The 25,530-nt window shown below is 64.8% G+C and carries 24 protein-coding genes, 1 tRNA gene and 1 pseudogene; 9 read left to right on the top strand and 17 right to left on the bottom strand.

Annotated elements, in window-relative coordinates; genetic code table 11:
• Positions 1–22 precede the first annotated feature (22 nt).
• Positions 23–679, bottom strand: a complete 657-nt coding sequence (clpP, locus tag EOD43_RS08795; protein ID WP_127743055.1) for an ATP-dependent Clp endopeptidase proteolytic subunit ClpP — start codon at positions 677–679, stop codon at positions 23–25.
• Between the two features lie 235 nt (positions 680–914).
• Between clpP and EOD43_RS08790 the strand changes: the two genes are divergently transcribed.
• A complete protein-coding gene (locus EOD43_RS08790) occupies positions 915–2,249 on the top strand; it encodes a hypothetical protein (protein ID WP_127743053.1) in 1,335 nt (444 codons plus the stop codon).
• Here the strand turns inward: EOD43_RS08790 and EOD43_RS08785 are convergent.
• From EOD43_RS08785 to mutM, 6 genes are all read right to left on the bottom strand, one after another.
• Positions 2,246–2,458, bottom strand: a complete 213-nt coding sequence (locus tag EOD43_RS08785) for a hypothetical protein (protein WP_127743051.1) — start codon at positions 2,456–2,458, stop codon at positions 2,246–2,248. The genes EOD43_RS08790 and EOD43_RS08785 overlap by 4 nt on opposite strands.
• A 124-nt stretch (positions 2,459–2,582) precedes the next feature.
• A complete protein-coding gene (gene tig / locus EOD43_RS08780) occupies positions 2,583–4,244 on the bottom strand; it encodes a trigger factor (RefSeq protein WP_127743049.1) in 1,662 nt (553 codons plus the stop codon).
• Positions 4,245–4,306: 62 nt separating this feature from the next.
• Positions 4,307–4,391: transfer RNA gene (locus tag EOD43_RS08775), tRNA-Leu, on the bottom strand.
• A 117-nt stretch (positions 4,392–4,508) separates the two neighbouring features.
• A complete protein-coding gene (gene dnaA, locus EOD43_RS08770; RefSeq protein ID WP_420822450.1) occupies positions 4,509–5,873 on the bottom strand; it encodes a chromosomal replication initiator protein DnaA in 1,365 nt (454 codons plus the stop codon).
• Between the two features lie 482 nt (positions 5,874–6,355).
• Positions 6,356–6,619 carry a 30S ribosomal protein S20 gene (rpsT, locus tag EOD43_RS08765; RefSeq protein ID WP_127743047.1) on the bottom strand — a complete coding sequence of 88 codons (264 nt, stop codon included), beginning with the start codon at positions 6,617–6,619 and terminating at the stop codon, positions 6,356–6,358.
• Positions 6,620–6,723: 104 nt separating this feature from the next.
• The gene (mutM, locus tag EOD43_RS08760) at positions 6,724–7,536 is read right to left on the bottom strand and encodes a bifunctional DNA-formamidopyrimidine glycosylase/DNA-(apurinic or apyrimidinic site) lyase (RefSeq protein WP_127743045.1); all 813 of its coding nucleotides are present in this window, start codon (positions 7,534–7,536) and stop codon (positions 6,724–6,726) included.
• A 162-nt stretch (positions 7,537–7,698) separates the two neighbouring features.
• Between mutM and EOD43_RS08755 the strand changes: the two genes are divergently transcribed.
• The 6 genes from EOD43_RS08755 (at position 7,699) to EOD43_RS08730 (ending at position 12,837) form a co-directional block, all read left to right on the top strand.
• Positions 7,699–8,430, top strand: a complete 732-nt coding sequence (locus EOD43_RS08755; protein WP_127743043.1) for a class I SAM-dependent methyltransferase — start codon at positions 7,699–7,701, stop codon at positions 8,428–8,430.
• Positions 8,427–9,959: a 2-polyprenylphenol 6-hydroxylase gene (gene ubiB, locus EOD43_RS08750; RefSeq protein WP_127743041.1), complete on the top strand. Its 1,533-nt coding sequence runs from the start codon at positions 8,427–8,429 to the stop codon at positions 9,957–9,959. The genes EOD43_RS08755 and ubiB overlap by 4 nt, the downstream gene beginning before the upstream one ends.
• Positions 9,960–9,963: 4 nt before the next feature.
• Positions 9,964–10,260, top strand: coding sequence for a nucleotidyltransferase family protein (locus tag EOD43_RS08745; protein ID WP_127743039.1), 297 nt, complete (start codon positions 9,964–9,966; stop codon positions 10,258–10,260).
• Positions 10,261–10,608, top strand: coding sequence for a HepT-like ribonuclease domain-containing protein (locus EOD43_RS08740; RefSeq protein WP_127743037.1), 348 nt, complete (start codon positions 10,261–10,263; stop codon positions 10,606–10,608).
• Positions 10,605–11,810, top strand: coding sequence for a bifunctional phosphopantothenoylcysteine decarboxylase/phosphopantothenate--cysteine ligase CoaBC (gene coaBC / locus EOD43_RS08735; RefSeq protein WP_127743035.1), 1,206 nt, complete (start codon positions 10,605–10,607; stop codon positions 11,808–11,810). Before EOD43_RS08740 ends, coaBC begins: the two co-directional genes overlap by 4 nt.
• Before the next feature lie 154 nt (positions 11,811–11,964).
• Positions 11,965–12,837, top strand: a complete 873-nt coding sequence (locus EOD43_RS08730) for a hypothetical protein (RefSeq protein ID WP_127743033.1) — start codon at positions 11,965–11,967, stop codon at positions 12,835–12,837.
• 3 nt (positions 12,838–12,840) lie between these two features.
• Here the strand turns inward: EOD43_RS08730 and EOD43_RS08725 are convergent, their stop codons facing one another.
• The 6 genes and pseudogenes from EOD43_RS08725 to EOD43_RS08700 form a co-directional block, all read right to left on the bottom strand.
• Positions 12,841–14,058, bottom strand: coding sequence for an MFS transporter (locus tag EOD43_RS08725; RefSeq protein WP_127743031.1), 1,218 nt, complete (start codon positions 14,056–14,058; stop codon positions 12,841–12,843).
• A 233-nt stretch (positions 14,059–14,291) separates the two neighbouring features.
• The gene (locus EOD43_RS08720) at positions 14,292–15,137 is read right to left on the bottom strand and encodes a helix-turn-helix domain-containing protein (RefSeq protein WP_127743029.1); all 846 of its coding nucleotides are present in this window, start codon (positions 15,135–15,137) and stop codon (positions 14,292–14,294) included.
• Between the two features lie 73 nt (positions 15,138–15,210).
• Entirely contained in the window at positions 15,211–17,184 is a 1,974-nt protein-coding gene (locus EOD43_RS08715) for a GAF domain-containing hybrid sensor histidine kinase/response regulator (protein ID WP_127743027.1), read from the bottom strand.
• 218 nt (positions 17,185–17,402) lie between these two features.
• A pseudogene (locus EOD43_RS08710) lies at positions 17,403–17,597 on the bottom strand (helix-turn-helix domain-containing protein); the annotation flags it as partial.
• A gap of 304 nt (positions 17,598–17,901) precedes the next feature.
• The gene (locus tag EOD43_RS08705; protein WP_127743025.1) at positions 17,902–19,080 is read right to left on the bottom strand and encodes an AIPR family protein; all 1,179 of its coding nucleotides are present in this window, start codon (positions 19,078–19,080) and stop codon (positions 17,902–17,904) included.
• A gap of 483 nt (positions 19,081–19,563) precedes the next feature.
• Positions 19,564–20,757 (bottom strand): cytochrome P450, encoded by a 1,194-nt coding sequence (locus EOD43_RS08700; RefSeq protein ID WP_164857167.1) that lies wholly within the window; start codon positions 20,755–20,757, stop codon positions 19,564–19,566.
• 122 nt (positions 20,758–20,879) lie between these two features.
• Between EOD43_RS08700 and dut the strand changes: the two genes are divergently transcribed.
• A complete protein-coding gene (gene dut, locus EOD43_RS08695; RefSeq protein ID WP_127743020.1) occupies positions 20,880–21,326 on the top strand; it encodes a dUTP diphosphatase in 447 nt (148 codons plus the stop codon).
• Between the two features lie 116 nt (positions 21,327–21,442).
• Complete coding sequence (locus EOD43_RS08690) at positions 21,443–22,573, top strand: sensor histidine kinase (RefSeq protein ID WP_127743017.1); 1,131 nt, start codon at positions 21,443–21,445, stop codon at positions 22,571–22,573.
• 3 nt (positions 22,574–22,576) lie between these two features.
• Here EOD43_RS08690 and EOD43_RS08685 read toward each other — a convergent pair whose 3' ends face one another.
• From EOD43_RS08685 to EOD43_RS08670, 4 genes are all read right to left on the bottom strand, one after another.
• Positions 22,577–23,053, bottom strand: coding sequence for a Fur family transcriptional regulator (locus EOD43_RS08685; RefSeq protein ID WP_127743015.1), 477 nt, complete (start codon positions 23,051–23,053; stop codon positions 22,577–22,579).
• Positions 23,054–23,073: 20 nt separating this feature from the next.
• Positions 23,074–23,463 carry a MerC domain-containing protein gene (locus EOD43_RS08680; protein WP_127743013.1) on the bottom strand — a complete coding sequence of 130 codons (390 nt, stop codon included), beginning with the start codon at positions 23,461–23,463 and terminating at the stop codon, positions 23,074–23,076.
• Between the two features lie 69 nt (positions 23,464–23,532).
• On the bottom strand, positions 23,533–23,970 hold the full coding sequence (locus tag EOD43_RS08675; protein ID WP_127743011.1) for a DNA polymerase III subunit chi: 438 nt from the start codon (positions 23,968–23,970) through the stop codon (positions 23,533–23,535).
• A gap of 20 nt (positions 23,971–23,990) precedes the next feature.
• A complete protein-coding gene (locus tag EOD43_RS08670; RefSeq protein ID WP_127743009.1) occupies positions 23,991–25,451 on the bottom strand; it encodes a leucyl aminopeptidase in 1,461 nt (486 codons plus the stop codon).
• Between the last annotated feature and the right edge of the window lie 79 nt (positions 25,452–25,530).

The following is a 25,530-nucleotide window of genomic DNA, read 5'->3' as shown; positions in this document are numbered from 1 at the left end:
TTTGCGAAATCGCGCAGGGCGATCAGGCCGCGATCGCCTCGTCGGCCGGGGTCGGGCGCTTGTCGAACACTTCGTCGATCAGGCCGAAAGCCTTGGCTTCGTCGGCCTCGAGGAACTTGTCGCGATCCATCGCGGCTTCGATCTCCGCAATGTCCTTGCCCGTATACTTGGCATAGAGCGAGTTCAGGCGGTGGCGCATGCGCAGGATTTCGCGCGCCTGGATTTCGATGTCGGCCGCCATACCCTGCGCACCGCCCGAGGGCTGGTGGATCATGATGCGGCTGTTGGTCAGCGCGACGCGCATGCCCTTTTCACCGGCCGAAAGCAGGAAGCTGCCCATCGACGCCGCCTGCCCGATGCAGACCGTGCCGACGCGCGGACGGATGTACTGCATGGTATCGTGGATCGCGAGGCCCGCGGTCACCACGCCGCCCGGCGAGTTGATGTACATGAAGATGTCCTTCTTCGGGTTCTCGGACTCGAGGAAGAGCAGCTGGGCGGTGATCAGCGAGGCCATATGGTCTTCGACCTGGCCGGTCACGAAGATGATGCGTTCGCGCAGGAGACGCGAATAGATGTCGAAGCTGCGCTCGCCGCGGTTCGACTGCTCGATGACCACGGGGACCAGCGCGCCCGTCTCGGGGTTTTCAAACTGGCCGGTCTCGAAAGGATTCTGCATGGGGTGTCTCGCTTTGCCCTCTTAGGTGAAAGCCAACATCGGCGTTTGTTCGGGGGACTTCAAGTAGGGGTGACGAAGATCCTCCCCGGCACGGGGAGGTGGCATGCCGCAGGCATGACGGAGGGGGTTCGCCACAAGCGCGCCACCCAGCCTCTCGCCCCCTCCACCGCTTCGCGGTCCCCCTCCCCGTACCGGGGAGGATTGAAGTCGTGAGCACCCCCGCTATCCTCGCCCCATGAACCACCCCGCCCTCGCCCGCATCCGCCGCCCGATCCTCGGCGCGCTGGGCATCGGCATCGTGGTGGGATTAATCGCCTTCGCCCTGCTCTGCCTCGCCAACCGCGCGAGCCTGGGGGACAACAACACCGCCACAGTCCGCGCCGCCTTTGCGAGCGGCGACCTGCAGGACAAGGACTGGCTGCCCGGCAACACCGATATCGGCCATCACCAGTTCAACGACTGCCTGATCCTCCTCCAGGCGATCGATCAGCGGGGCACGGCGGCGCAGCAGACCGTCAGCCCGATCATCTGGACCGACATGCCCGGCGGCATGTGCGCCAAGCTCCATGCCTTTGCCGAACGCGGCGGGCCGACGCCTCCCGTCGCCTTCTACAATCGCTATCTCCACGGCCACACCGCGCTGACGCGCTATCTGTTGCCCGGCCATTCGGTCGCCGCGATCCGCGAGCTTTATAAAAAGACCGAAATCCGCCTGCTCATGCTGGGCATCGGCGTCGCGATGCTCACGGTCGCGCTGCGGCGCAGGCGCGCGGCGGCAGGGCTGGTCTGGCTCGCGGTATTCATCGCCTTTGCGCGCTTCTTCGGGATCGAGGCGTTCGGGCAATCGCTTGGGCACGGCCCCGCCGACATCGTCTTCATCGCCGCCATGCTGGCGCTCGCAATCGCCAATCTCGCGGGCGGCGTGAGGCTGTGGGTGCTGCTGGTGGGCGCCGCCATCTTCGGGGCGCTCACGATCGACTTCGAGTTCCTGAGCGGCGGCCTGCCGCTCGGCACCGCGCTCGTCATCGGCGGCGCGGCGCTAGCGTTGCGCAGCACCGCGAAGACGCCTCCCGCACTCGCAGCCGTGAGTGCGACGATCGCCTTCGGAGCGGCGGTGGTGACGACGATCATCGCCAAGCTCGCGCTGGTCGCGACGACCTTCGGCGCCGGCGCGCTGACCCAGATCGCGCGATCGACCGAAATGCGGATGGCGATCATCCCCGCGACCGGCGAACCGGTCGACGCCTCCTTCGCCCGCTTCCTGAGCGAATTGTTCTGGAACCTAGACGTCCTCGCGCCCGGCGCATGGCCGCTACCGGTGCTGGCGATCGCGCTGGGCATTGCGGGCGGGCTGTGGGCATTGTTCGTCCTGCGCCGTCACCCCGACGCCCGCGTCCACCAGACGGCATGGCTGCTCGCCGGATCGAACGTGGCGCTGCTCGTCTGGGTGCTCGCCACGCGCCAGCATATCGTGCTGCACGCCTGGTTCATGGATCGCATCTTCGCCTGGACGATCGCGAGCGGCTTCGGCCTGTTCGCTTATGGCGCGATCAAGCGGCGTTCTGCCTAAGCCCGATCGCCGAAGATCTTGTCCTTGGCGGTATCGAGCCCTTTGAGGACCGCCCAGCCCACCGCATAAGTGAAGATGACGGGCACCAGCACGCGCGCCACCGTGGCGGTCGCCGCACCGATGATCGCGCCGTCGGCGGTCGAATCGTCGCCGCTCGCCCCGTCGATCGCGCTGCCGATCAACGCTCCTACCGCCGTGCTCAAAGCCATGCTCTGCCTCCGTTTCGAACCCGTTCCGGGGGTCAGACGCGCGGGGACGGAGCCGGTTCCTGAGACAAAGAAAAAGGCCGCGGAGTTGCCCCCGCGGCCTTTCTCAAAATCGATCGACCGGCGATCAGGCGTCCTTGGCGGCAGCCTTCTTCGCGGGGGCCTTCTTGGCCGGAGCCTTCTTGGCAGGCGCAGCCTCGGCCTTTTCCTCGGCCGGAGCAGCCGCAGCCTTCTTGGCCGGGGCCTTCTTCTTCGGCGCCGGAGCAGCCTCGGCTTCCGCCTCGACCTTCTCGGCCGGGGCTTCGGCCTTCTTGGCGGCGGCCTTCTTCGGCGCGGCCTTCTTTGCGGCCGGCTTCACGTCGTGATCGTGATCGCAATCGGGGCCGTGGACATGGCCATGATCGTGATCATGGTCGTGGCCGCAATCCGGACCATGCACATGGCCCTTGCCGATGCTGTCATCGTCCGCCTCGATCGCGGCTTCCAGTTCCTCGCGCGAAACGGCGCGGTCGGTGACGGTCGCCTTTTCGAACAGGAAGTCGACGACCTTGTCCTCATAGAGCGGCGCGCGAAGCTGCGCGGCGGCCATCGGATCCTGCTGGATGTACTGGATGAAGCGATCGCGATCCTTCGGGCCGTACTGCTGCGCGGCCTGCATGATCAGGCGCTGCATTTCCTGCTCGCTGATCTGGACATTGTTCTGCTGGCCGATTTCCGACAGCAGCAGGCCCAGGCGGACGCGGCGCTCGGCGATCGCGCGATAATCGTCGCGATCCTTCTCCATTTCGGCGCGCGCGGCTTCCGGATCGGCTTCGTGGCCGGCTTCATGCTCGAGCTGCGCCCAGATCTGGCCGAACTCGGCCTCGACCATCGACGGCGGCACATCGAAGCTGTGCGATTCGGCGAGCTGATCGAGCAGCTTGCGCTTCATGTGGGTGCGGGTGAGGCCGTTCAGTTCCTGCTCGACCTGGCCCTTGACGAGGTTGCGCAGCGTCTCGAGGCCGTCGAGGCCCAGCGACTTGGCGAAGTCCTCATCGGCAACCGCTTCCTTGGGGATGCGGATGTCGGTGACCTTGACGTCGAAGGTCGCGGCCTGGCCGGCGAGCTTCTTCTCCGGATAGTCGGCCGGGAAGGTGACGTTGAGCGTGCGCTCCTCGCCCTTCTTGACGCCTTCCAGCTGCTCTTCGAAGCCGGGGATCAGGCGGCCCGAGCCCAGCTCGACCGACATGCCCTCACCGGTGCCGCCGTCGAAGGCGACGCCGTCGACCTTGCCGGCGAAGTCCATCACGACCAGATCGCCCTCGACGGCCGGATGGCCATCGAGCGAATCCGCGTACTGCTTCTGCTGGCCGGCGATGCGGGCGAGCGCGGAGTCGATTTCGGCATCGGCCGCATCGACGGTCAGACGCTCCAGCGTCAGCGCGTCGATCGACGGCGCCGGCACGTCGGGCAGCACTTCGAGTTCGACCTTCAGCGCGACGTCCTTGCCGCTCTCATAGCCTTCTTCCAGCTCGACCGACGGCTGGATGGCGGGGCGCAGCTTCTGCTCGACGAGGAGGGTCTGGATGCCGTCCTGAACCGCCTTCTGCAGCACGTCCTGCTCGATCGCCGGGCCGTGCATCTTCTTGACCAGGTTCGTCGGAACCTTGCCGGGGCGGAAACCGGGCATCTTGATCTGCGGCGCGATCGACTTGATCTCGGCCTCGACGCGCTTGGCAACGTCATTGGCGGGGATCGTGACCTTGTAGGCGCGCTTCAGGCCCTCGTTGAGCGTTTCGACAGTCTGCATGGGGTCGTTGAACCTCTATCTCGAGAAATCTGGCGGCAGGGCCTGCCCCTGGGCGGCGAATCTGGTGCGGGCGAAGGGACTCGAACCCCCACATCTTGCGATGGCAGGACCTAAACCTGCTGCGTCTACCAGTTCCGCCACGCCCGCAAGTTTACGCCCGTAGCCCCGCGGGGTGCTGACGCGCCCCACGGTTTCGGCTGGCGCGATTACCCCAGCCGCCTTGGGGGGTCAATGAAACTATTCTGTCGCTATTGCGAGATCCGCTCAGCCTTCGAGCTGGCGGATCAGCAGGCGGACGTCGGCGTCGAGTTCCGCGTCGGTCTGACGCAGCTTTTCGATCTGGCGGACGGCGTGGATCACGGTGGTGTGATCGCGCCCGCCGAAGCGACGGCCGATCTCGGGCAGCGACCGCGGGGTCAGCTGCTTGGCGAGGTACATGGCGACCTGACGCGGACGCGCCACTTCACGCGCACGGCGGGCCGACGACATTTCGGCCTGACGGATGCGATAATGATCGCACACGCGGCGCTGAATCTCGTCGATGGTGACGCGGCGCTGGTTGGCGCGCAGGATGTCGGCCAGCACTTCCTGCGTGAAATCGACGTCGACCGCCTTGCCCGACAGATTGGCGTAGGCGACCACGCGGTTGAGCGCGCCTTCGAGTTCACGGACGTTCGCGCTGATCCGCTTGGCCAGGAACATCACCACGTCATGCGGGACGTTCGCGTTCGGCATCGCCTCCAGCTTGCGGGTCAGGATGTTCAGGCGCAGCTCGAAATCGGCCGGATTGACGTCGGCGACCAGACCCCAGCTCAGGCGCGAAAGGATGCGGCTTTCGATCCCTTCCAGGTTCTGCGGCGAACGATCCGCGCTGATCACCAGGCGGCGGCCTGCCGAGATCAGCTCGTTCATCGTGTGGAAGAATTCTTCCTGGGTCGATTCCTTGCCGGCGATGAACTGAACATCGTCAATCATCAGCACGTCGGCCGATCGCAGACGCTGCTTGAAGCTGAACGTATCCTTCGCGCGCATGGCCGAGACGAACTCGAACATGAACTTTTCGGCCGACATGTAGAGCACGCGCGCATTGGCGTGGCGGGCGAGATATTCCTGCCCGATCGCGTGCATCAGATGCGTCTTGCCCAGGCCCGTGCCGCCGTGGAGGAACAGCGGGTTGAAGGCAAGCGGGCCGCCCTCCGCCAGCGTCTTGGCGGCATTATAGGCGACCTCGTTGGCCTTGCCGACCACGAAGCTGTCGAAGCTGTAGCGCGGTTCGAACTGCGAACTGCGGCCCGCAACGGCCTCGACGACGGCCGGGGCCGCCTCGACAGGCGCTTCCACGATCGGATCGGCGGCGAAGGGCGCTTCCTCCACGATCGTCGCCGCGGCACCCGCCACGATCGCGACGTCGGCGATCTGCGGCAGGGTCGCGCGCCATGCCTGGCGCAGATGATCGATGAAGTGGGTGTTGACCCAATTGGCCATGAAGTCGCTCGGCGCCACCAGACGGACGCTGCCCGCCACCGGATCGCATTCGCCGAGCGCAAGCTGCTTGAGCCAGCCGTCGAAGGTGCGTGCGCCGACCGCGCGCCGCAGATGGGCGCGAACCGAGGCCCAGGCGCTCGCCATCGGGTCGGCGATAGCCACACCCTCGGCGCTCACGCCCATGCCCCGCCGATCCCAATCGGCAGGCCGATCCAACCCATCCGCCAAGCCCCCGCTCCTTCTTTATCGCCCCAGTTGGGCCCCATTGCGCGGGGCAAAAAGCTTCCCACGGCCCGGGGGACATGCCCGACGGACCCTGAAAAACCGCTCTCAATATTGCCCGGAGGAGAGAATCACTCGCACCGGAGGACACACAGTAGGGAGATCGCGAAAGCGCGATCAAGGCCATCAATTTTCGTCAAAGTGAAATAAACCCCATTGACTCAACAAAGCCGGGGTTTTGACCGTAACAATTATTTTTATGGCCTGTTTTCAGTGGCCTACAGACCACCCTGTCAACGAATCAAGCTAATTCCATAGCTTACAGTTTCGTGACCATTCCAAGAAAAAAGCCCGCCGACGATTGCGTCAGCGGGCTTTTGGAATTTTTCGTGACAGGAAAAAGATCAGCCGAGAGCGGCGATCGCCTTCGTCAGACGCGAAAACTTGCGCGACACGGTGTTCTTGTGGAGCACACCCTTCGAAACGCCGCGATACAGCTCAGGCTGCGCAGCAGCGAGAGCCGCGGTCGCCGCGCTCTTGTCGCCCGACGAGATCGCCGCTTCGACCTTCTTCACGAAGGTACGGATGCGGCTGACGCGCGCACCGTTGATTTCGGCGCGACGGTCGTTGCGACGGATGCGCTTCTTTGCCTGCGGCGTGTTCGCCATGCTCGTTCAAACCCTGTCTATCGAATGTCGGATACGGCGGCAGATCATGCGACCTGCGCCGGGAAGGCCGGCCCAATACACAGATGCCCCCATGCGGTCAACCATCAGCGCTGGCATTTTGGACAGTAGAAGGTCGATCTTCCGCCATCCGCGCGCCGCAGGATCGTCGTCCCGCATTCGCACGCCTCGCCCTCGCGCCCATAGACTCGCCATTCCTTGGCAAAATAGCCGAGCTGCCCGTCGGGCCGCGCATAATCGCGCAGGGTCGATCCCCCGGCCTGGATCGCCGCGGCCAGCACGACGCGAATCGCCTCCACCAGCGAATCCAGCCTTTTGCGCGCGATCCGGCCGCCGGGCGTGGCGGGATCGATTCCCGTCATGTGCAGCGCCTCGCACACATAGATATTGCCCAGCCCCGCCACGATCCGCTGATCGAGCAGCAACGCCTTGATCGGCGCAAACCGCCCGTCGAGCGCCTGAGCGAGCATCTTGCCGTTGAAATCGGGGCCAAGCGGCTCCGGCCCCAGCGCCACGAACGGCGCGAATCCCGCCATATCCTCCTGCCGCACCAGATCGACCGACCCGAAGCGCCTGGGATCGCACAGGGCCAGCCGGTGCCCCGCATCGGTTTCGAGAATCAGGTGATCATGCTTGCCGATCTCTTCGGGATCGATCCGCCAGCGCCCCGACATGCCGAGGTGAAAGATCATCACATCGTCGCGATCGGTCTCGATCAGCCCATATTTGGCGCGTCGCCCCAGCTTCGTGACGGTTGCCCCCGTCAGCCGCTGCCGCAGATCGGCGGGGAACGGCCGGCGCAGATCGGCGCGGCGCGTCTCCACGCTCGTCAGGCGGTGGCCGGCAAGCACGGGATCGAGCCCGCGCACGGTGGTTTCGACTTCGGGAAGCTCGGGCATGATCGCTTTTCTCTATCTCGTCATCCCGGCGGAGGCCGGGATCTCAGGCGTCTCTTGTCCGAAGCGGGAGGCAGGAACCTCCTGAGATCCCGGCCTCCGCCGGGATGACGGTTTGTGTAGGTTGGGTTTGCCGCGCGGCCAAGCCTTGGCTAGAGCGCGCCCATGAGCGAGACCGTTTCCTTCGGCTATACCGACATCGCCCCCGCCGAGAAGACCGAGAAGGTCGGCGAGGTGTTCCGCAGCGTGGCGCGCCGCTACGACATCATGAACGACGCGATGTCGGCGGGCATGCACCGGCTGTGGAAGGACCGCTTCGTGCGCCGCGTGAAGCCGCGTGAGGGCGAGACGATCCTCGATATGGCGGGCGGCACCGGCGACATCGCCTTCCGCCTTGCCAAGTCCGGCGCGCAGGTGACGGTGAGCGACATCAACGCCGCAATGCTCGAAGTCGGCATGGAGCGCGCGCAGAAGAAGGGCATAGAAGGGCTGATCTGGTCCGAACAGAATGCCGAGACGCTCAGCTTCGACGACAAAAGCTTCGACGCCTATACGATCGCCTTCGGCATCCGGAACGTCACCTATCGCGCAAAGGCGCTGGCGGAGGCGCATCGCGTGCTCAAGCGCGGCGGGCGCTTCTTCTGCCTCGAATTCTCGACCACGCTCTGGCCGGGCTTCAAGGAAGTGTACGACGCTTATTCGCACAAGCTCGTCCCCAAGGTCGGCAAGGCGCTGGCGGGTGATGAGGAAAGCTATCGCTATCTGATCGAATCGATCCGCCGTTTCCCGCCGATGGACGAGTTCCGCGCCGAAATCGCCGCCGCCGGCTTCGTCCAGACCAAGGTCGAGCCGATGCTCGGCGGCCTCGTCGCCATTCATAGCGGCTGGAAGATTTGACCTCAGCCGTCGTCCATGTCTGGCGGCTCCTGAAATGGGGCCGCACCCTCGCCCGCCACGGCGCGCTGCGGGGGCTTGAGCGCGATCCGCTGACGCCAGCGCCCGCGCGCCGGCTGATGAAGCTCGCCCGCTTCGCCTCGCGCGTGCCCGCCCGCCCGAACTATGCCGCCGCGTTCGAGGCGCTCGGCCCCGCCGCGATCAAGTTCGGACAGGCGCTCGCTACCCGCCCCGATCTGGTCGGTGAGGAGGCCGCCGCCGAGCTGTTCCGCCTGCAGGACGCTTTGCCCCCCGTCCCCTTCGCGCCGATCCGCGCCGCGATCGAGGCGAGCCTTGGCCAGCCGATCGAGGCCCTGTTCGCCAGTTTCGAGCAGGAGCCGGTGGGTGCCGCATCGATCGCGCAGGTCCACCGCGCCGTCACCACCGATGGCCGCAAGGTCGCGGTCAAGGTGCTGCGCCCCGGCGTCGAGGAAGAGTTCGCCAAGGCGATCGAAACCTATGAATGGGCCGCCGCCCATGCCGAGCAGATGGGCGGCGAGATTTCGCGCCTGCGCCCCCGCCTCGTCATCGCGACCTTCCGCCAGTGGACCGCGCGCGAACTCGATCTGCGCCGTGAAGCCGCCTCCGCATCCGAACTCGCCGAGAATATGGAGGCCGTGCCCGGCTTCGTCGTGCCCAAGATCGATTGGGCGCGCAGCTCGCGTAAGGTGATGACGATGGAGTGGATGGACGGCGTCAAGCTGTCCGATACCGCCGCGCTCACGCTGGCCGGTCACGATCGCCGCGCGCTCGCCAACCGGCTCGTCCTCGCTTTCCTGCGCCAGGCGATCAGCGACGGTTTCTTCCACGCCGATCTCCACCAGGGCAATCTGTTCGCGCTGCCCGATGGCAAGATCGGGGTCATCGACTTCGGCATCATGGGCCGGATCGATCGCCGCGCGCGGATGTGGCTGGCCGAGATCATCCACGGCCTGATCACCGGTAATTACCGCCGCGTCGCCGAAATCCATTTCGAGGCGGGCTATGTCCCCCCGCACCACAATGTCGCCGAGTTCACGACCGCGCTGCGCGCCGTGGGCGAACCGATCCGTGGCCTTGCGGTCAAGGACATTTCGGTCGGGCAGATGCTCGACGGCCTGTTCGCGATCACCCGCGATTTCGACATGCAGACCCAGCCGCACCTGCTGCTCCTCCAAAAGACGATGGTGATGGTGGAAGGCGTGGCGACCGCGCTCGATCCCGATCTCAACATGTGGGAAACGGCCGGCCCGTTCGTGAAGGACTGGATGCGCGGCGAACTCGGTCCCGAAGCGTGGCTGGCCGACCGCATCGTCGACGACGTCCGCACCCTCGCCAAACTCCCCGACCTCGTCCGCCGCATCGAGGAACGCTTCCCCGCCCCCGGCGCGGCGCCCCCGCCCCCGCCGCTGCGCGAGGTGCAGATCGTGCGGATCGGTGCGGGCTGGCGCTACTTGGCGGTTGCGTTGCTCGCGGGGCTGGCTGGCGCTGGAGCCACGCTCATATTATCTTGAGGATATGACCCGCGACGAAGCTCTTGCCCGCCTTCGCCCACACGAGCGCGAATTGCGCTCGGCGGGGGTCGATGCGCTGTATCTGTTCGGGTCGACCGGACGGAACGAAGCAAAGGCGACATCCGATGTGGATCTGTTGTTCGACCTCGACGATGCCAGCGATATGAGCTTGATCGAATTCGCACGCATTCGGAGCCAGTTGGCTGACTATTTGGCGGCGCCGGTCGATCTTGTTGAACGGCGAACGTTGCGCCCTCGAGTGAAGGCGCGAGTAATCCCTGAACTCGTGCAGGTATTCTGAATGGCTTCGGACAGGGATGTCGATCATCTGGAAACGATGCTCGAACTCATCGCACACCTTGAACGTCGCACACAGCCGCTCAGCCTCAGCGATTTTGAGGATGACGAAGACGAAGTCGACTTGGCGGCCTTCCGCGTTGGCCATATCGGCGAGGAAAGCAGCAAGCTCTCGCCGGAGATAAAAGCCCGCCACCCCGAGATTGACTGGAAAAACCTCTACGGGATGCGCAACATCATCTCCCACACCTATACCAAGATTCTGGCCAGAGCCGTCTGGCAAGCGGTGCAGCGACATCTCGAACCGCTAAAAGTCGTTTGCCAAGCCGAATTGGATCGCCTCCTCAAATGACCTCTCCTCGCATCCTCCTGATCGTCGGCGGCGGGATCGCGGCCTATAAGGCGTGCGAGCTGGTGCGGCTGATCCGCAAGGGTGGCGGGTCGGTGCGGTGCGTGCTGACCGAAGGCGCGCAGCATTTCGTGACCCCGATGACGCTCGCGGCCTTGAGCGAAAACGAAGTCCACACCAGCCTCTGGGATCTCAAGAACGAGACCGAGATGGGGCATATCCAGCTGAGCCGCGAGGCCGATCTGGTCGTCGTCTGCCCCGCCACTGCCGATCTGATGGCGAAGATGGCGGCCGGGATCGCCGACGACATGGCGACCACTTTGCTGCTCGCGACCGACAAGCCGGTGCTGGCCGTCCCCGCGATGAACGTGCGGATGTGGCTGCACCCCGCCACCCAGCGCAACGTCGCGACGCTGAAGGCCGATGGCGTCACCGTGCTCGATCCCGATGAGGGGCCGATGGCGTGCGGCGAATATGGGCCGGGCCGCCTGCCCGAACCTCCAGTGATCTGGGACGCGATCCAGCAGCGGCTGGGCGGCACGCTCGCGACATCCGAAGCCGGCGTGCTGACGGGCAAGCATATCCTCGTCACCGCCGGCCCCACGCACGAGCCGATCGATCCGGTCCGCTACATCGCCAACCGATCGTCGGGGAAGCAGGGCTATGCGATCGCCGAGGCGCTGGCGAAGCTGGGCGCGCGCGTTACGCTCGTCTCCGGCCCCACCGGCCTACCCGCCCCCGCCGGGGTGAACCGCGTCGACGTCGAGACCGCGCGGCAGATGGCGGCGGCGGTCGATGCGGCGCTCCCCGCCGATGTCGCGGTGATGGTCGCGGCCGTCGCCGACTGGCGCGTCGACACCAATGCCGATCAGAAGATCAAGAAAGACGGCGCCGGCGCCCCGCCCGCTTTGTCGCTGGTCGAAAACCCCGATATCCTCGCCGGCCTCGGCGCCAGCGATCAGCGCCCCCGCCTGCTGATCGGCTTTGCGGCGGAAACCGAGAAGGTCGTCGACCACGCCGTCGCCAAGCGCGAGCGCAAGGGCGCCGACTGGATCGTCGCCAACGACGTTTCGGGTGACGTGATGGGGGGCGACGCGAACACGATCCACATCGTCACCCGCGACGGCGTCGAAAGCTGGGAACGCCTTCCCAAGGCCGACGTCGCCCGCCGCCTCGCCGCCCGGATCGCCGACGAACTCGTCTGACACCTCCGCCGAGCCGCAAGTCATCGAATAGGGTTTGACTTTTCTGAAACCCGTTCGACAATTCTCGTAGATGGTAAAAGTAATTCCCGTCGATCCCGATCGGCGCGGAAATGCGCCGTCGACTCGGCAGACTGCCTTGGGAGAGGAGCTCGGCATGAACGACAAATTGCAGGCCTCAGCGGCCGACTTCGCTTATTATAACGGCACCGCCGCGGCGCCGACCACGACCAGCTCGATCCTGATCAGCTCGTCGCCCTATCTCAACAACGGCCAGCTGCGCGAACTGATCGCGCAGGAAATGCTGCGCCGGAACGGGCCGGATCTGCCCAACACCGCCTTCATCCCCAACGTGGTTCAGATCATGAACCAGATGGAGGATTATCCCCGGATTGAGCAGCTGTTCGAGGAAGAGAAGAAGCGCCTGCCCGAGTTCCGCAAATGGCTCGACGAGCGCAAGCAGTCGAACTTCACGGCCGAGGAATGCAAGGGCGCCGCACCCGGCACGCTGCGCGCGGTGATCTACGATTTCCTGGCGAACAGCGGCTACGATATCGACCATTTCTACAAGGGCATGAAGATCGAGACCGATCTGGAATTCTACCGCAAGGAACGGGTCCACACCCACGATATCGAGCATATGATCACGGGCTTCGAGACCGATCATGGCGGCGAGCTCGCCCTGCTCACCGCGAACAGCCGCGCGATCTACAAATATTTCACGCCCGAACTCGCCAACTACATGTTCCGCACGCAGAGCTATCTGCGCGCCAAGACGATCATGAAGTCGGGCCTCTTCTATCCGGAGAGCGCGGCGCAGATGCAGGATTATGAGGATGTCGGCGCCGCGATGGGCCGTTCGTGGAAGCACCCGCTCTTCATCGTCCCCTTCCGCGACTATCTCGACTGGCAGGTCACCGACATCCGCGAGGAGTTCGGTATCAAGAACGTCCAGCCCTCGGGCGTCTGGGCGCACACGACCGCGCTCAGCGAGGATCCCCGCCCCGAATACGCACAGGCGGCGGAGTAAGATTTAGCGGGCGGCGGTCTTCGGGCCGCCGCTTCGCCACGCGACGAACCAGATCGCCAGCCCGCCCAGCGCCAGCAGCGCGCCGATCGGGCCGGTCGATGTCCACCCCATCCCCGCTGCGATCGCCACGCCGCCCAGCCACGCGCCCAGCGCATTGGCGAAGTTGAACGCGCTGTGGTTCAGCGCCGCGGCCAGCGCCTGCGCATCCTGCGCCACGTCCATCAGCCGGGTCTGCAGCGCCGGCCCGATCGACAGCGCGGCAAAGCCCATGAAGAACATGTTCACCGTCACCGCCGAAACGCTGTGCGCGCTGATCGCCACCAGCCCCAGCACCACGACGTTGAGCGTCAGCGTGATCGCCACCGCGCGCATCACCCCCTTGTCGGCCAGCCAGCCGCCGAACAGGCTGCCCGCGACCATGCCGACGCCAATCACCGACAGGATCGGCGGCACCGCGGCCTCGGTCATCCCGGTCACGAACACCAGCATCGGCGTGATATAGCTGTACACCGCGAACACCCCGCCAAAGCCGATCGCGGCGATGCCCAGCGTCAGCCACACCTGCCCACGCCCCAGCGCGCTCAGCTCGGTCAGCGGGCTCGCGCCTTCGGGCGCGGGCATGGGGCGCAGCGCGATGCGGCACAGGATCGCGGTCGCCAGTCCGATCGCGGCCACCACCACGAACGCCGCACGCCACCCGGCCAGCTGCCCCACCCACGTTGCAAAGGGCACGCCGACGACATTGGCGCTGCTCAGCCCCAGCATCATCCGCGCCACCGCCTGCGCCCGCTTGTTCGGCGGCACCAGCGACGCCGCGACCAGCGAGGCGATCCCGAAATAAGCGCCATGCGGCAGACCCGCCAAAAATCGCGCCGTCACGACCAATCCGTAACTCGATGCCACCGCGCACAGCAGGTTCGCGATCGCGAAGAAGCCCATCAGCCCGACCAGCATCGCCCGCCGCCCTGTCCGCGCGAAGGCGGCGGCCAGCAACGGCGCGCCGATCACCACGCCCAGTGCATAGGCGCTGATCATATGGCCGGCGACCGGCACCGATACGTTGATGTCGCGCGCGACATTGGGCAGCAGCCCCATCGACGCAAACTCGCCCGTGCCCAGCGCGAACCCGCCCAGCGCCAGCGCGAATTCGGCAAAGCCCACGCCATGCGGCGGGCTTTCGACGCGCGTGTCGAGGTTGATCGGCGGGGCGGCGGTGGACATGGGCTTTCCTCAGGGAGACGGACAGGCTCCTCTCCCGAGGATTGGCGCACTTCGGCGCTCTGCAGCCGCATATGGGTCCACCGCCCATAGGATGCAACCGCCCCGGCCGTCACCCCGGCCTTGTGCCGGGGTCCACCACGCCACAAGCGCAGCGAACCACATCGTCCGGCACGTCCGTCTCCCGGTGGATCCCGGAACAAGTCCGGGATGACGGGTCAGTACACGCCACCCCCTCACTCCCCGATAATCACCGCCACGATCTGCCACCCGCCATTTTCGCGCTCCAGCGACACGGTCTCCACCGTCTCGTCCCGGTTGGCGAAGCGGGTGCGGAACTTGACGACCTGATAGCCATTGGGCGGCGCGGGCAGATCCTGCTGGCTCACGAAGGTGCGCGATATCACCGCGCCCAGCGGCACCCGCGCCTGTTCGGACGCATCGGTCCACATCTGCAGCGTGTTCTGCTTGCGAAACTGCGATCCGGTCTTGCGATAGCTTTCGTCCCACCGCCCCTGATCGAGCAGGGTGAGCCACTGCCGCGCCGTCTCCACCACTTCGGCATTCGGCGCCTGAGTGGATGCCTGTGCGGAGATCGTCGTCACGGTCGACGTGACGGAAGTGGCATTGGGCAACGTCGCCAGCACCAGCAGGCTGAGGGCAGCGGTCATGAGACAAACTCCGATGATGATCCTGTTCCGGCGGAAAGCCCGCCGTGCGCCGCCAATCGACGCCGCTCCCTGATCCACCGCAGCCTGCCCCGCGTCCTCCCCGATGAACCTGTCCCCCAACAAATCGGGGGTCGCCCCGGCCCCAGACCCGACCACAGCACCACCCGCCCGATCGCCCGCCGCATCGCCCCCATTGTCGCCTTCAGCCGCCATCAGCAGCCGCGCCGCCTCCCGACTGCTCGACACGGCCATCTTGCGCCGCGCATCGCGCAGCCGCTCGTTGATAGTATGAACCGAAAGCCCCAGGCTGCGCGCCGTCGACTTCGCGTCATGCCCCCGCACGATCAGGCGAAGCGTCTCCTTCTCCTTCTCGGTCAGCGCGCGAAGGCCGTCCTGGACGTGGATGTTCATGGGGTCAGGCGTAGGTCGGGCGCAGTGGTGGAGCTACCCCAAAAAATTGGGGGATGCGTTCAGGGCCTCGCATTCAAATCTGCGCGAGTGCGGCCCTGAGGGCCGGGATCTGCACAGGTTTGGTAAGCACGAAGTCGACATTGGGGAGGGCGTCCGCATCACCCGCAACGCTGTCCCCCCAACCGGTCAGCAGAACGACCTTGGTCTCCGGCGCGTTCGCCTTGACGGCTGCAGCCACATGCGCCCCGTCGACAGACGGCATGCCCAGATCGGTGATGACCGCATCGAAACGATCGCCCAACTCCCCTGAGATGTGCAGCGTGTCGAGCGCCGCCTGCCCCCCTTCGGCGACGCAGACCATGTGCCCGCTCAATTCCAGCACATAAGCCGTCGATCTAAGGACCGCTCGATCGTCATCGACCACCAACAGCCGCAGATCCCGCGGAGCTTCGATCGAAGCGTCCACGGTCTCGGCCAAAGATACGTCATCTTCGGCCGGGAACAGGATGCGCACCCGCGTCCCGGCGCCGGGCGCGCTGTCGATATCGAGGCTCGCGCCATGCCGCTGGACCGCGGCATGAACCATTGCCAGGCCCAGGCCCGTGCCGCGCTCTCCCTTGGTCGTGAAAAAGGGTTCGAGGCAACGGGAACGGGTCGATGCGTCCATACCCGGCCCATCGTCGCCCACTTCGAACCGAACCAGGGCCTTGCCGCCCTCGCCGACCACCAGCCGTTCGGTGGTGATGCTGATCGTTCCGCCATCGGGCATGGCATCGACGGCATTGAAGATGAGGTTGGTCACGGCGTCGCGCATCTCTGCGCTATTGGCGATCACCCGCGGCATGTCCGCTTCAAGCGCGGTAACGACGTTGATCGTAATGCCCCGCCGATGCGGCATGTCGCTCCACCGTGCTCGGGTCAGTTCGACGGTCTGCGAAATGATCAGGTTGAGATCGATCGGCTCCGACGCGCTTTTCCCCGCCCCCGGACGATAGACATCGCGAAGCCGTGCGATCGTCGCGCCGACATCTTCGACCACCCGGCCGACGATCGCCAGATAATCACGCATTTCGGCGGAGAGTTCGTCGCCTCGATCGATCCAGCATTGCGTGTAGATGCCCACGGGCGAGATCGCGTTGTTGATGTCGTGCGCGATGCCGCTTGCCATCTGCCCTATCGCGCTCAGCCGCTCGCGCTCGACGACCGCCCGTTGCGTGCTTTGCAGATCATCATAGGCTTTTCGCAGATTCATGCGCAGCTTGGCCTGATGGGCAGCCACCGCCACATGTCCACCCAATTGGCGCAGGAAATCGCGGTCCGTGGGTGGAAAGCCGTGGGGCTGCTCGCGCGCGACGACCAGGACGCCCAGAACCTGCCCTTCGATCGATAGGGGTGATAATATGAGCGAACGCATGCCGTGTTCTTGCAACGCTCGCATGAACAGCGGCTCGATATCCGACAGATCGGCTTCATAGACGAGTTCATTCGACGAGACGCAGCACTGCAGATGCTGCTGCTCCGTCGATATGAGATCGTCTTTTCCCAGCCCCAGCTGCTCGGCGAGCTGAGGTTTTTGCACTCCCGCAAAAGTCACGTTGAGTGTCTTTGCCACTTCGTCGTGGCGGCATACGCACACGAAATCGGCGGGCAGTTTCTCTTCCACTGCCTGCACTGCGAACCGGAAGACAGCCGCCATCTCGCTTTGTTGGTTCACCGTGCGGGTGATGTTGTCGAGCAGCATCAGCCGCTCGATCTGTGTGGCCAATCGGCCTTCGACACGCTTGAATTCCGCAAGCCATCTGGTGAGGATCAAGCTTGTCGTGATCAGACCGGCAATGGCAAACAAAGCGCTCAAGCCGAGACCGATGGATTGAGAGAGAAAGCCTCTCATAATCTCCACAGTGATGACAGAGAGTGCAAAGCTGATCAGCAGGACAATGATCGCAATGAGGAGATGCGGAGCCCGCTTACTGTTCCGGCAAACGGCAAAGCCGCGCCGAATATTCTGATCCGTGTCAAATTTATTGCAGAATGGCCTTTTGATCATGATGCCTCCCCCCCGGCAACACGCTCACGATTCAACGTCGGTTAACGATGACAATATCCTCGCCTTACGCTGCAAAATTGCCGCTATCTCGACACGTCATCTTGGTTAACGAGACGACCATTTTTATTCATGAATCATGATTGGATGCTAGTCGGCGAAGCGACTTGAAGTCCTTCGATACGGCCAAGGATTAGACCAAAGTCGAAAATCTTCGCTTTGAGATGCGCCGCCTCCCGACGGCTCGACACCGCCATCTTGCGCCGCGCATCGCGCAGTCGCTCGTTGATCGTCTGAACCGACAGCCCCAGGCTGCGCGCCGTCGCTTTGGCGTCGTGCCCCCGCACGATCAGGCGAAGCGTCTCCGTCTCCTTCTCGGTCAGCGCCGGAAGGCCGTCCTGGACATGGATGTTCATGGGGTCAGGCCTAGGTCGGGCGCGGTGGCGGAGCTACCCAAAAAAATTGGGGATGTGCGATGGGGCTATTATCGTTTCCGCAAACGACGCTTTTAGGTCCGCTTACGGACTGACAGCTTTGCAGATGCGAGGCGAGCAAAGCTGCCTGTAATGGAATGTTTAGCTGAGGGAATATTTCCTCCGCGCCGGTCACGACACATTGATTGCTCGCTTTTGTTCAATATTCACGTGGCGCCCGCAGCACGCAGCTGAAAACGCGACCTGCCGTACACCGGCAGGCCGCGGAAGTGGATAGAGCTGAATACTATGCTGCGGCGAGGACGCTCGCGATCGTCTCGGTGTAAATACTGAGCGCATCATATGCAGCCTCGCTTCGTCCCATCACGGTGACCTCGCGATCTAGCGCGCGGAATTGCTGGACTGCTCGCCTGATTAGCTCGTCATCCTTGAACAGGTCCGGCTTTGCCAAGCACCAGCCGGTTGGCCTTTCGACCACGAACGCAGACAGAGCGGACATGAGCGGAAACAAGATCCCGGGGGCGACCCAAACGACCTTGCCATTCTTGTCGCGGCGAACGGGCCTGCCGCCTACGGGCTTGTCGCCGAAGCGGCCCCGCTCGTGGAGCCGGTGACCGTTCCATCCCTCGTGCGTTTCCCACCTCCGATACTCGCGCACCGCGACAGGGGCGATATCGACGATGAAGTCGTGCAGGCGCTTCGCCGCCTCATCGGCTTTACTGTCTCGCGCCCAGGTGCTGAAATCCGTTAGGCACTTGCCCCCTTGCTTATAGGCAAAGTTCTTCGGAGGGGCTTTGTCACCTAACAGACTCTCAGGCATCAACAGGCGTGCATACTGGAGCACGGCCTGAGTATTGAGGCCTACAGTATCGGTCTCGCTCATTTGCAGCGTCTCACCAGGCAATGCTGCTTCGATCGACACGCGGAGATCGGTTAGGTAACCGCGCGCGCTCGCCTGTGACACGCTGCGCACCGACGTGGCTGTGTTCCGAGCGATAGCAATCTCGACGATCGATTCATGCGACGGGTCCATGATGATTTCAGCCCGCACCTGAAAATCGGTGGGGTCGCCATCCTCGAGCGAAGCGAAGTACCGCCGGAGTTCGCCCTGCGTCTGAGCTCCATTGATGATGCTGGCATTCGTCAGCTTCACGACCTTGCGCTGATCGTCCACAACACAATCGGTGCAAGTGATCGTCACGCCGGAGTTGCGGTTGATAAATCGGTCCGGCAGCTCAATCATGGTAGTTTCGATCTGCTTGTGCACCGCATTCCGTTTTGAGGAGGCGTGCTCAGCGATATAGGTTCGGAGGTTATCCTTCGTACCGATAGGTAGCACTTCACGAGCGCTCAGGTTCGCGAACCAGGTCTGGACCTCGTTACTCTTCTCGGCCGGCGATGTGAGGTTGCGGATGACGTCATACCGCAGGAGAGTCACGTCTTCATTGCGATGACCTTTGGTCATAGCTCATTCCTTTCGTCTGCGTCACTGCCATGACAGCTGGCGGGCACCTGCCCGCAGCCCAACAGAGACAGTTAAAGAATATGTTCTAAGCGATCGCCGGTCAATTGGCGGAAGCCCTTTCCGCCCCGGTCGCTGCAAACTTAGTCTGCGCAAACGCAACTTTGCCGTCTGTCCGCGACCCGATGATGTTTCAGCCACTTGCGGGCAAGAGGCGATTAATTGCAGCCCTCAGGATCGCGAACAGCCACATCGGCCGACTAAATACGGAAGCTTGACAGGCTGGAACATATAGAGTACGAACCTGCTCAATCGCGCTCGCGCGTCGCTCTTTCTCACTGTTGGCCGGACCGCAGAATCTTGCGACTGCCTCGCAAGAGCAACAATTTTCTCGCTGGCGGAGCGATTTCCGCGGTGACGTAGTGACAACTTTGACAACTTTCGCGGTTCCAGCGTGACGCTGCGACTCGTCCGCCGCCGCCCGCTCTATCGCCGCGCGAAGCGGATCGGGATCGCGTCGTAGCCGGCGATCACGCCGCTCGGTTTCAGGCGTACGTCGCCGTCGATCGCGACGTCGGTCAGGCGCGCGGTGACGATCTCGACCGCTTCGGCCATTTCGGCGCGGGCGAGCAGTTGGCCGATGCAGACATGGCGGCCAAAGCCGAAGCCCAGATCGTAGAGCGGTTTCGGCCGATCGAGGCGGAAGGCGTGCGGGTCTTCGAACATCGTCGCGTCGCGCCCGGCGGCGCACAGGTTGAGCGAGACGATGTCGTCCTTTTCGAAGCGATGCCCGTCGCGTTCGAACGGTTCGTCGACCACGCGCATCTGGCGCGGCGTGCCGGGGGAATGGCGCATCCCTTCGGCCACCGCTTCGGGCGCCAGCGCGGGATCACGGCCGACGCGCTCCCACAGCCCCGCCTCGATCAGGCTGTGGAAGCAGCCCGCCAGCGTGAAGCGGGTCGTATCGTGCCCGCCCAGCATCAGGAACACGATCGCCCAGATCAGCTCGGTCTCGGACAGCTTTTCGCCCGCTTCCTGCAGCGCGATCAGCGATCCGACGAAATCGTCCTGCCGGTCCTCCCGCCGCCGCGCGACGACGCCTTCGATATAGGAATAGAGGTAGGTCAGCGCCCCTTCCAGCGCGGGCAGGCCCGGCTGGATCGGCCGTTGCCCCAGCATGCGCAGCTGCACCGTCGCATCGGCGAAATCGGGCACGTCCTCGGGCGAGATGCCCAGGAATTCGGCCAGCACCGCTATCGGATAGACATGCGCGAAATCGGCGACCAGATCGCATCGCTCCGCATCGATGAAGCGATCGATCAGCTCATTGGCGATGCGGCGCATCTGCGGGCGGAAGCCGTTGACCCGCGCGGGCGTGAACGCCTTCAGCACGATCGCGCGGATGCGATCATGCTTGTCGGGCGCCATGAAGTTGAGGTTCCCTTCGCGGATGAACTCGAGAACCAGCTCGCTCGCCCCCACGCGGCGGAAATAGTCGACATTGCGCGCGATCATCCGCTTGTCGCGAAAGCCATCACGCACCGCCTGATAGGAGAGGAATTCGGTGCCGTAGATGCTGGTCGCCATCGGATTGCGCTGCCCGTTCGAAAAGGGGCAGACGGCGTTGGGATCGCGATAGAAGGCGTCGGTTTCGGCCGCGATCGTGGTGAGATCGGTCATGCGCTTCCTCTCCATCTGGTCGCGCGGCCGTCTTCGGGGCCGTCACGGCTTGTCCATCGTCTATCCTGACCCTACCAACCCCGGCGTCAACCGCCGCATCAATCGCCTCAGGGGAGAATTCCATGTCCGCAGAAATCGCCATCCGCCTGAAGCGCCTGCCCAATGGCGAGGGGCTGCCCCTGCCCGCTTATGCGACAGCGCATGCGGCGGGGATGGATGTGGTCGCGGCCGAGGATCTCGATCTGGCGCCCGGCGCGCGCCACGCCGTCGCCACCGGCTTCGCGATCGCGATTCCGGAAGGCTATGAGGTGCAGGTGCGCCCGCGTTCGGGCCTCGCGCTCAAGCACGGCATCACCTGCCTCAACACGCCGGGCACGATCGATGCGGACTATCGCGGCGAAGTGCGCGTGATCCTGGCCAATCTGGGCGCCGAACCCTTCCCGATCCGCCGCGGCGAGCGGATCGCGCAGCTGGTGCCCGCGGCGGTGCAGAAGGCCGCCTTCGTCGAGGTGGAGGAACTGGACGAAACCGCGCGCGGCGCCGGCGGCTTCGGTTCGACCGGCCGATAACTCGACTTTCGACCAACAAAATCCACTTCGCGCAATTGTAAAATACGATATGGTGTGTTCCATATTTCCATAGCAATGATTCACGTTAAGATACGGAGACTACATGGATTCCTGTCTTGCCTGATCCTGCTGTCATTCCCCATGATGAAGTGCGGCGCATCGCCGCGCTGCAGCGTTATGCGATCCTCGATACGCCGCGCGACGGGGCGTTCGATCGGATCACGCAGATCGCGGCACGCATCTTCAACGTCCCCATCGCGATCGTCAGCCTGGTCGATCATGATCGCATCTGGTTCAAGTCGCATCACGGGCTCGACGTCGCCGAAATCGGCCGCGAACCGGGGCTTTGCGCGTCGGCGATCCTGGGCGAAGCGGCCTGGATCGTCACCGAGGCGCATGTCGATCCGCGCACTTTGGCCAACCCGTTGGTCGCCGGCGCTTTCGGCCTGCGCTTCTATGCGGGCGTGCCGCTGCGCACCCATGACGGCTACAATCTGGGCACGTTGTGCGTGATCGATCAGGCCCCACGCGAGATCACGACGGAGGAGATTGCGCAGCTGGAGGATCTGGCGGGGCTGGTGATGGAGCAGATGGAACTGCGCCTCGCCGCCCGCCGCTCGGCCGAACGGGTCGCGATCATCCAGCGCGAGGTCGATCATCGCCTCGTCAACAACCTCAACACGCTGTCGCTGATGCTGATGATGCAGCAGGACGAGGTGGTCGATCTGCTGGCCCGGCACCAGTTGCGCGACGCCGCCAGCCGGATCAGCGCGATCGCCGATCTCCACCGCGCCTTCCTGACCACCGGTTGGGGGGCCGCCGACGATCCCGCGCCCGAACGCGCGGCGGGCCTCACCTATCTGCGCCGGCTGTGCATCAAGCTGTCCGAAATGCTGGGCGGGCGGATCGAGGTGGCGGGGACCGAGATCATCCTCCATCCGCTGCAGGTCCAGTCGCTGGGCCTGATCGTCCACGAACTCGCGATGAACGCGCTCAAGCATGGCGGGCGCCGCATCGTCATCCGCCTCGCGACGACGGGCGACGGGCGGCACAAGCTGACCGTGTCGGATGACGGCCCCGGCCTGCCCGACGGCTTCGATCCGTGGGACGAATCGCATGGCGGCGTGGGCATGTCGATCGTCGTGGCGATGACCGAACAGCTGGAAGGCGAACTGACCTTCGACTCGCCGACGGCCGGCGGCGTGACCTTCGCGGTGTCCTTCCCGGCGACGCTCGCCGGACGTTAGACGCTAGGCGGCGTCACCCTCGGCGCAGTCGGCGCAGCAGCCGCGCACCTCGATCACCGGGCGGAGGCGGGAGAAGCCCGCCTGCTCGGCCGATCCGCGCACCGACTGGGCCAGCTTGTCGTCATCGACATGCGCGACCCGGCCGCACACGTCGCAGACCAGGAAGATGCAGTCATGCTCGCATTCGGGATGCGCGTTGGCGACATAGGCGTTCGCGCTCTCGATCCGCCGCGCCAGATTGGCGGCCACGAACACGTCGAGGATGCGATAGACGCTGTTGGCGGCGACGCGGCGCCCGGTCGACTTCGACACAGCTTCGGCCAGATCATAGGCCGATGCGGGTTTCGTCGCGGCGCTCAGCGCGTCGAAGATCTCGGCGCGCATCGGGGTCCACTGCTCGCCGGCGCGTTCGAAGGCACGGCGCGCGGCGTCAGCCAGCGATGAGCCGTGATGAAGGTGGTGCTGATGTGCGGTCGCCATAGGGCGAATCTAGGGATTCGTCAGGCGAGAGGCAACTGCGACGCGACCGTCTCTCGCCGGTTCAGGAAATGCGCGATCGCAACGAAGGTCACGCCCGCCATCGTATAGGCGACCTCGCCCGGCCCGTGACGCACGAACAAAGCCATCGCCATCAGCGCAATACCGATCGCGCCGAGCACCATCGGAACCGGCCGACGATGCTGCGCGAAACCACGGCCAAGGCCGATCACCGCGAGGAAGATCGCAAGGCCCAGACCCACTTCGTGGATCGCCGGATGGAGCAGCGCGCCGCCCGCCGTCGCGAGCACGGCGACCAGCAGCACGCTTGCCGCGCAATGGACGAGGCACAGCGCCGAAAGACCGATGGCCAGCCGATCGAACAGATCGCGGGAGATACGGGGACGAATCACGCAGGCACTTCCTCTCGCCGCCCATATGGCATGGCAGCGCGAAGGATACAATATAACATGAGGCAAAAATCAGGGACCGATCTTCCAGCGGCCCTGCTCGTCCTGCTTCCAGTAGCGCGGTTCGACGCCCTCGCGGCCGTTCAGCGCGCGCCATGCGGTGCGCGCGCCGGCGATGCTTTCGGCGTCGAAGAAATAGAAGGCGCGATCGAAATCGAGCGCCTCTTCGCGCCAGATCCCGTCGGCCAGCGCGATGTTGCGGGCGCCGTTGCCGGCGGCCACATCCGCCCCGATCAGGATCGGCTGCAGCGCGTCATCCCCGCCTGCGCGGGCATGCGGCAGGAAGCTGTCGGGCGCGTTGGTCCACAGCGCCTCGTCGATCTTCTCGGCCAGCGCATCGTCGCCCGCGACCACCAGCAGGCGGCCGCCGGTTTCCAGCACCCGTTCCGCGATGCGCGGCAGGACACGGTCGAGGGGGAGCCGGGTCAGATGATAGAAATCGACCTGCACCCGGCCCGCCCCTTTTACCCTTAGCCCTCGAAATTGTCGGCGACGAAGCGGTCGAGCAGGCGCACGCCGAAGCCGGTCGCCCCCTTGTCCCACGTCGCGCCGGGCTTCGATGCCCAGACCATGCCGGCGATGTCGAGATGCGCCCAACGCACGCCTTCGTCGATGAAGCGCTTCAGGAACTGCGCCGCCGTGATCGAACCGCCCTCGCGCGGGCCGACATTCTTCATGTCGGCGATCGGAGAATCGATCAGCTTGTCGAACGGATCGCCCATCGGCATCCGCCACAGCTGATCGCCCACCGCCTTGCCGGCGGCATCGAGCTGTGCGGCGAGGCTGTCGTCATTGGCGAACATGCCGCCATATTCGTGGCCGAGCGAGATGATCATCGCGCCGGTCAGCGTAGCGAGATCGACGATCGTCTTGGGATTGTAGGTCTTCTGCACCCAGGTCAGCGCGTCGCACAGGACCAGGCGGCCTTCGGCGTCGGTGTTGATCACTTCGATCGTCTGGCCCGACATCGAGGTGACGACGTCACCCGGACGCTGCGCATTGCCGTCGGGCATGTTTTCGACAAGGCCGCACACGCCGATGACGTGCGCCTTGGCCTTGCGGCCCGCAATCGCCTTCATCGCGCCCGCGACGGCGCCCGCACCGCCCATATCCCACTTCATGTCTTCCATGCCGGCGGGCGGCTTGAGCGAGATGCCGCCGGTGTCGAAGGTCACGCCCTTGCCGACCAGCGCGATCGGATCCTTGGCGCCGTCGGTGCCGTCCCATTTCATCACCAGCAGGCGCGGTTCGCGCACCGAACCCTGCGCGACGCCCAGCAGCGATCCCATGCCCAGCGCGCGCATCTCGTCCACGCCGAGCACGTCGATCTGCACGCCGAGTTCGGTCAAGTGCTGGCAGCGTTCGACGAAGCTTTCGGGGTAAAGGACGTTCGCCGGCTCGGCGACGAGGGTGCGCGTGAACATAACGCCTTCCGCAATCGCCTGCTTGGTCGCCCAGGCATCCTCGACGCCCGCGCCCGCACCGACGATCACGATCTCTTCGAGCGACGGGCGCTGCTTGGCATCGAGCTTGGTGCGATAGGTGTCGTGCCGCCACGCGCGCAGCGTCGCGCCCGAGGCGAGCGAGGCCGCCGCATCGCCGGTCGCGCCCTGCCCGAGTTCGATCGTCAGGCTGGTTTCGCCCGACGTGAGCAGCTTGGCGACCAGAGCCGCGCCCGCACGCTCATAGTTGCCACTCGATCCGACGCCGACCAGCAGGATGCGACGCAGCGCGCTGTCGGCCTCGGCGAAGAATTCGACCACACCGCCCGTCTCGCCATCGAAACGGTTCGCCGAAGCCGCACGACGCGCAATCGCCTGGACCGGCTGCGGCAAGGTGGCGAGCGCGGCGCCGCCCAGAGTGCCGGGGGCTACAACGATTGCAAGGGCCTGATCTCCGCTGGGACGGCTGGCGGCGAAACGAACACGCATATTCTGACACATCCTTATGGGGCTTTGCGTCCCTGTAGAGCCTTTCGAACCGCTTAGGGAACCCCGATCCAATGTTTCG

Source organism: Sphingomonas crocodyli (assembly GCF_004005865.1).
Classification (GTDB): Bacteria; Pseudomonadota; Alphaproteobacteria; order Sphingomonadales; family Sphingomonadaceae; genus Rhizorhabdus; species Rhizorhabdus crocodyli.
Note: the sequence above shows the minus strand (reverse complement) of the source record. Positions and strands in the feature narration are given on the sequence as shown.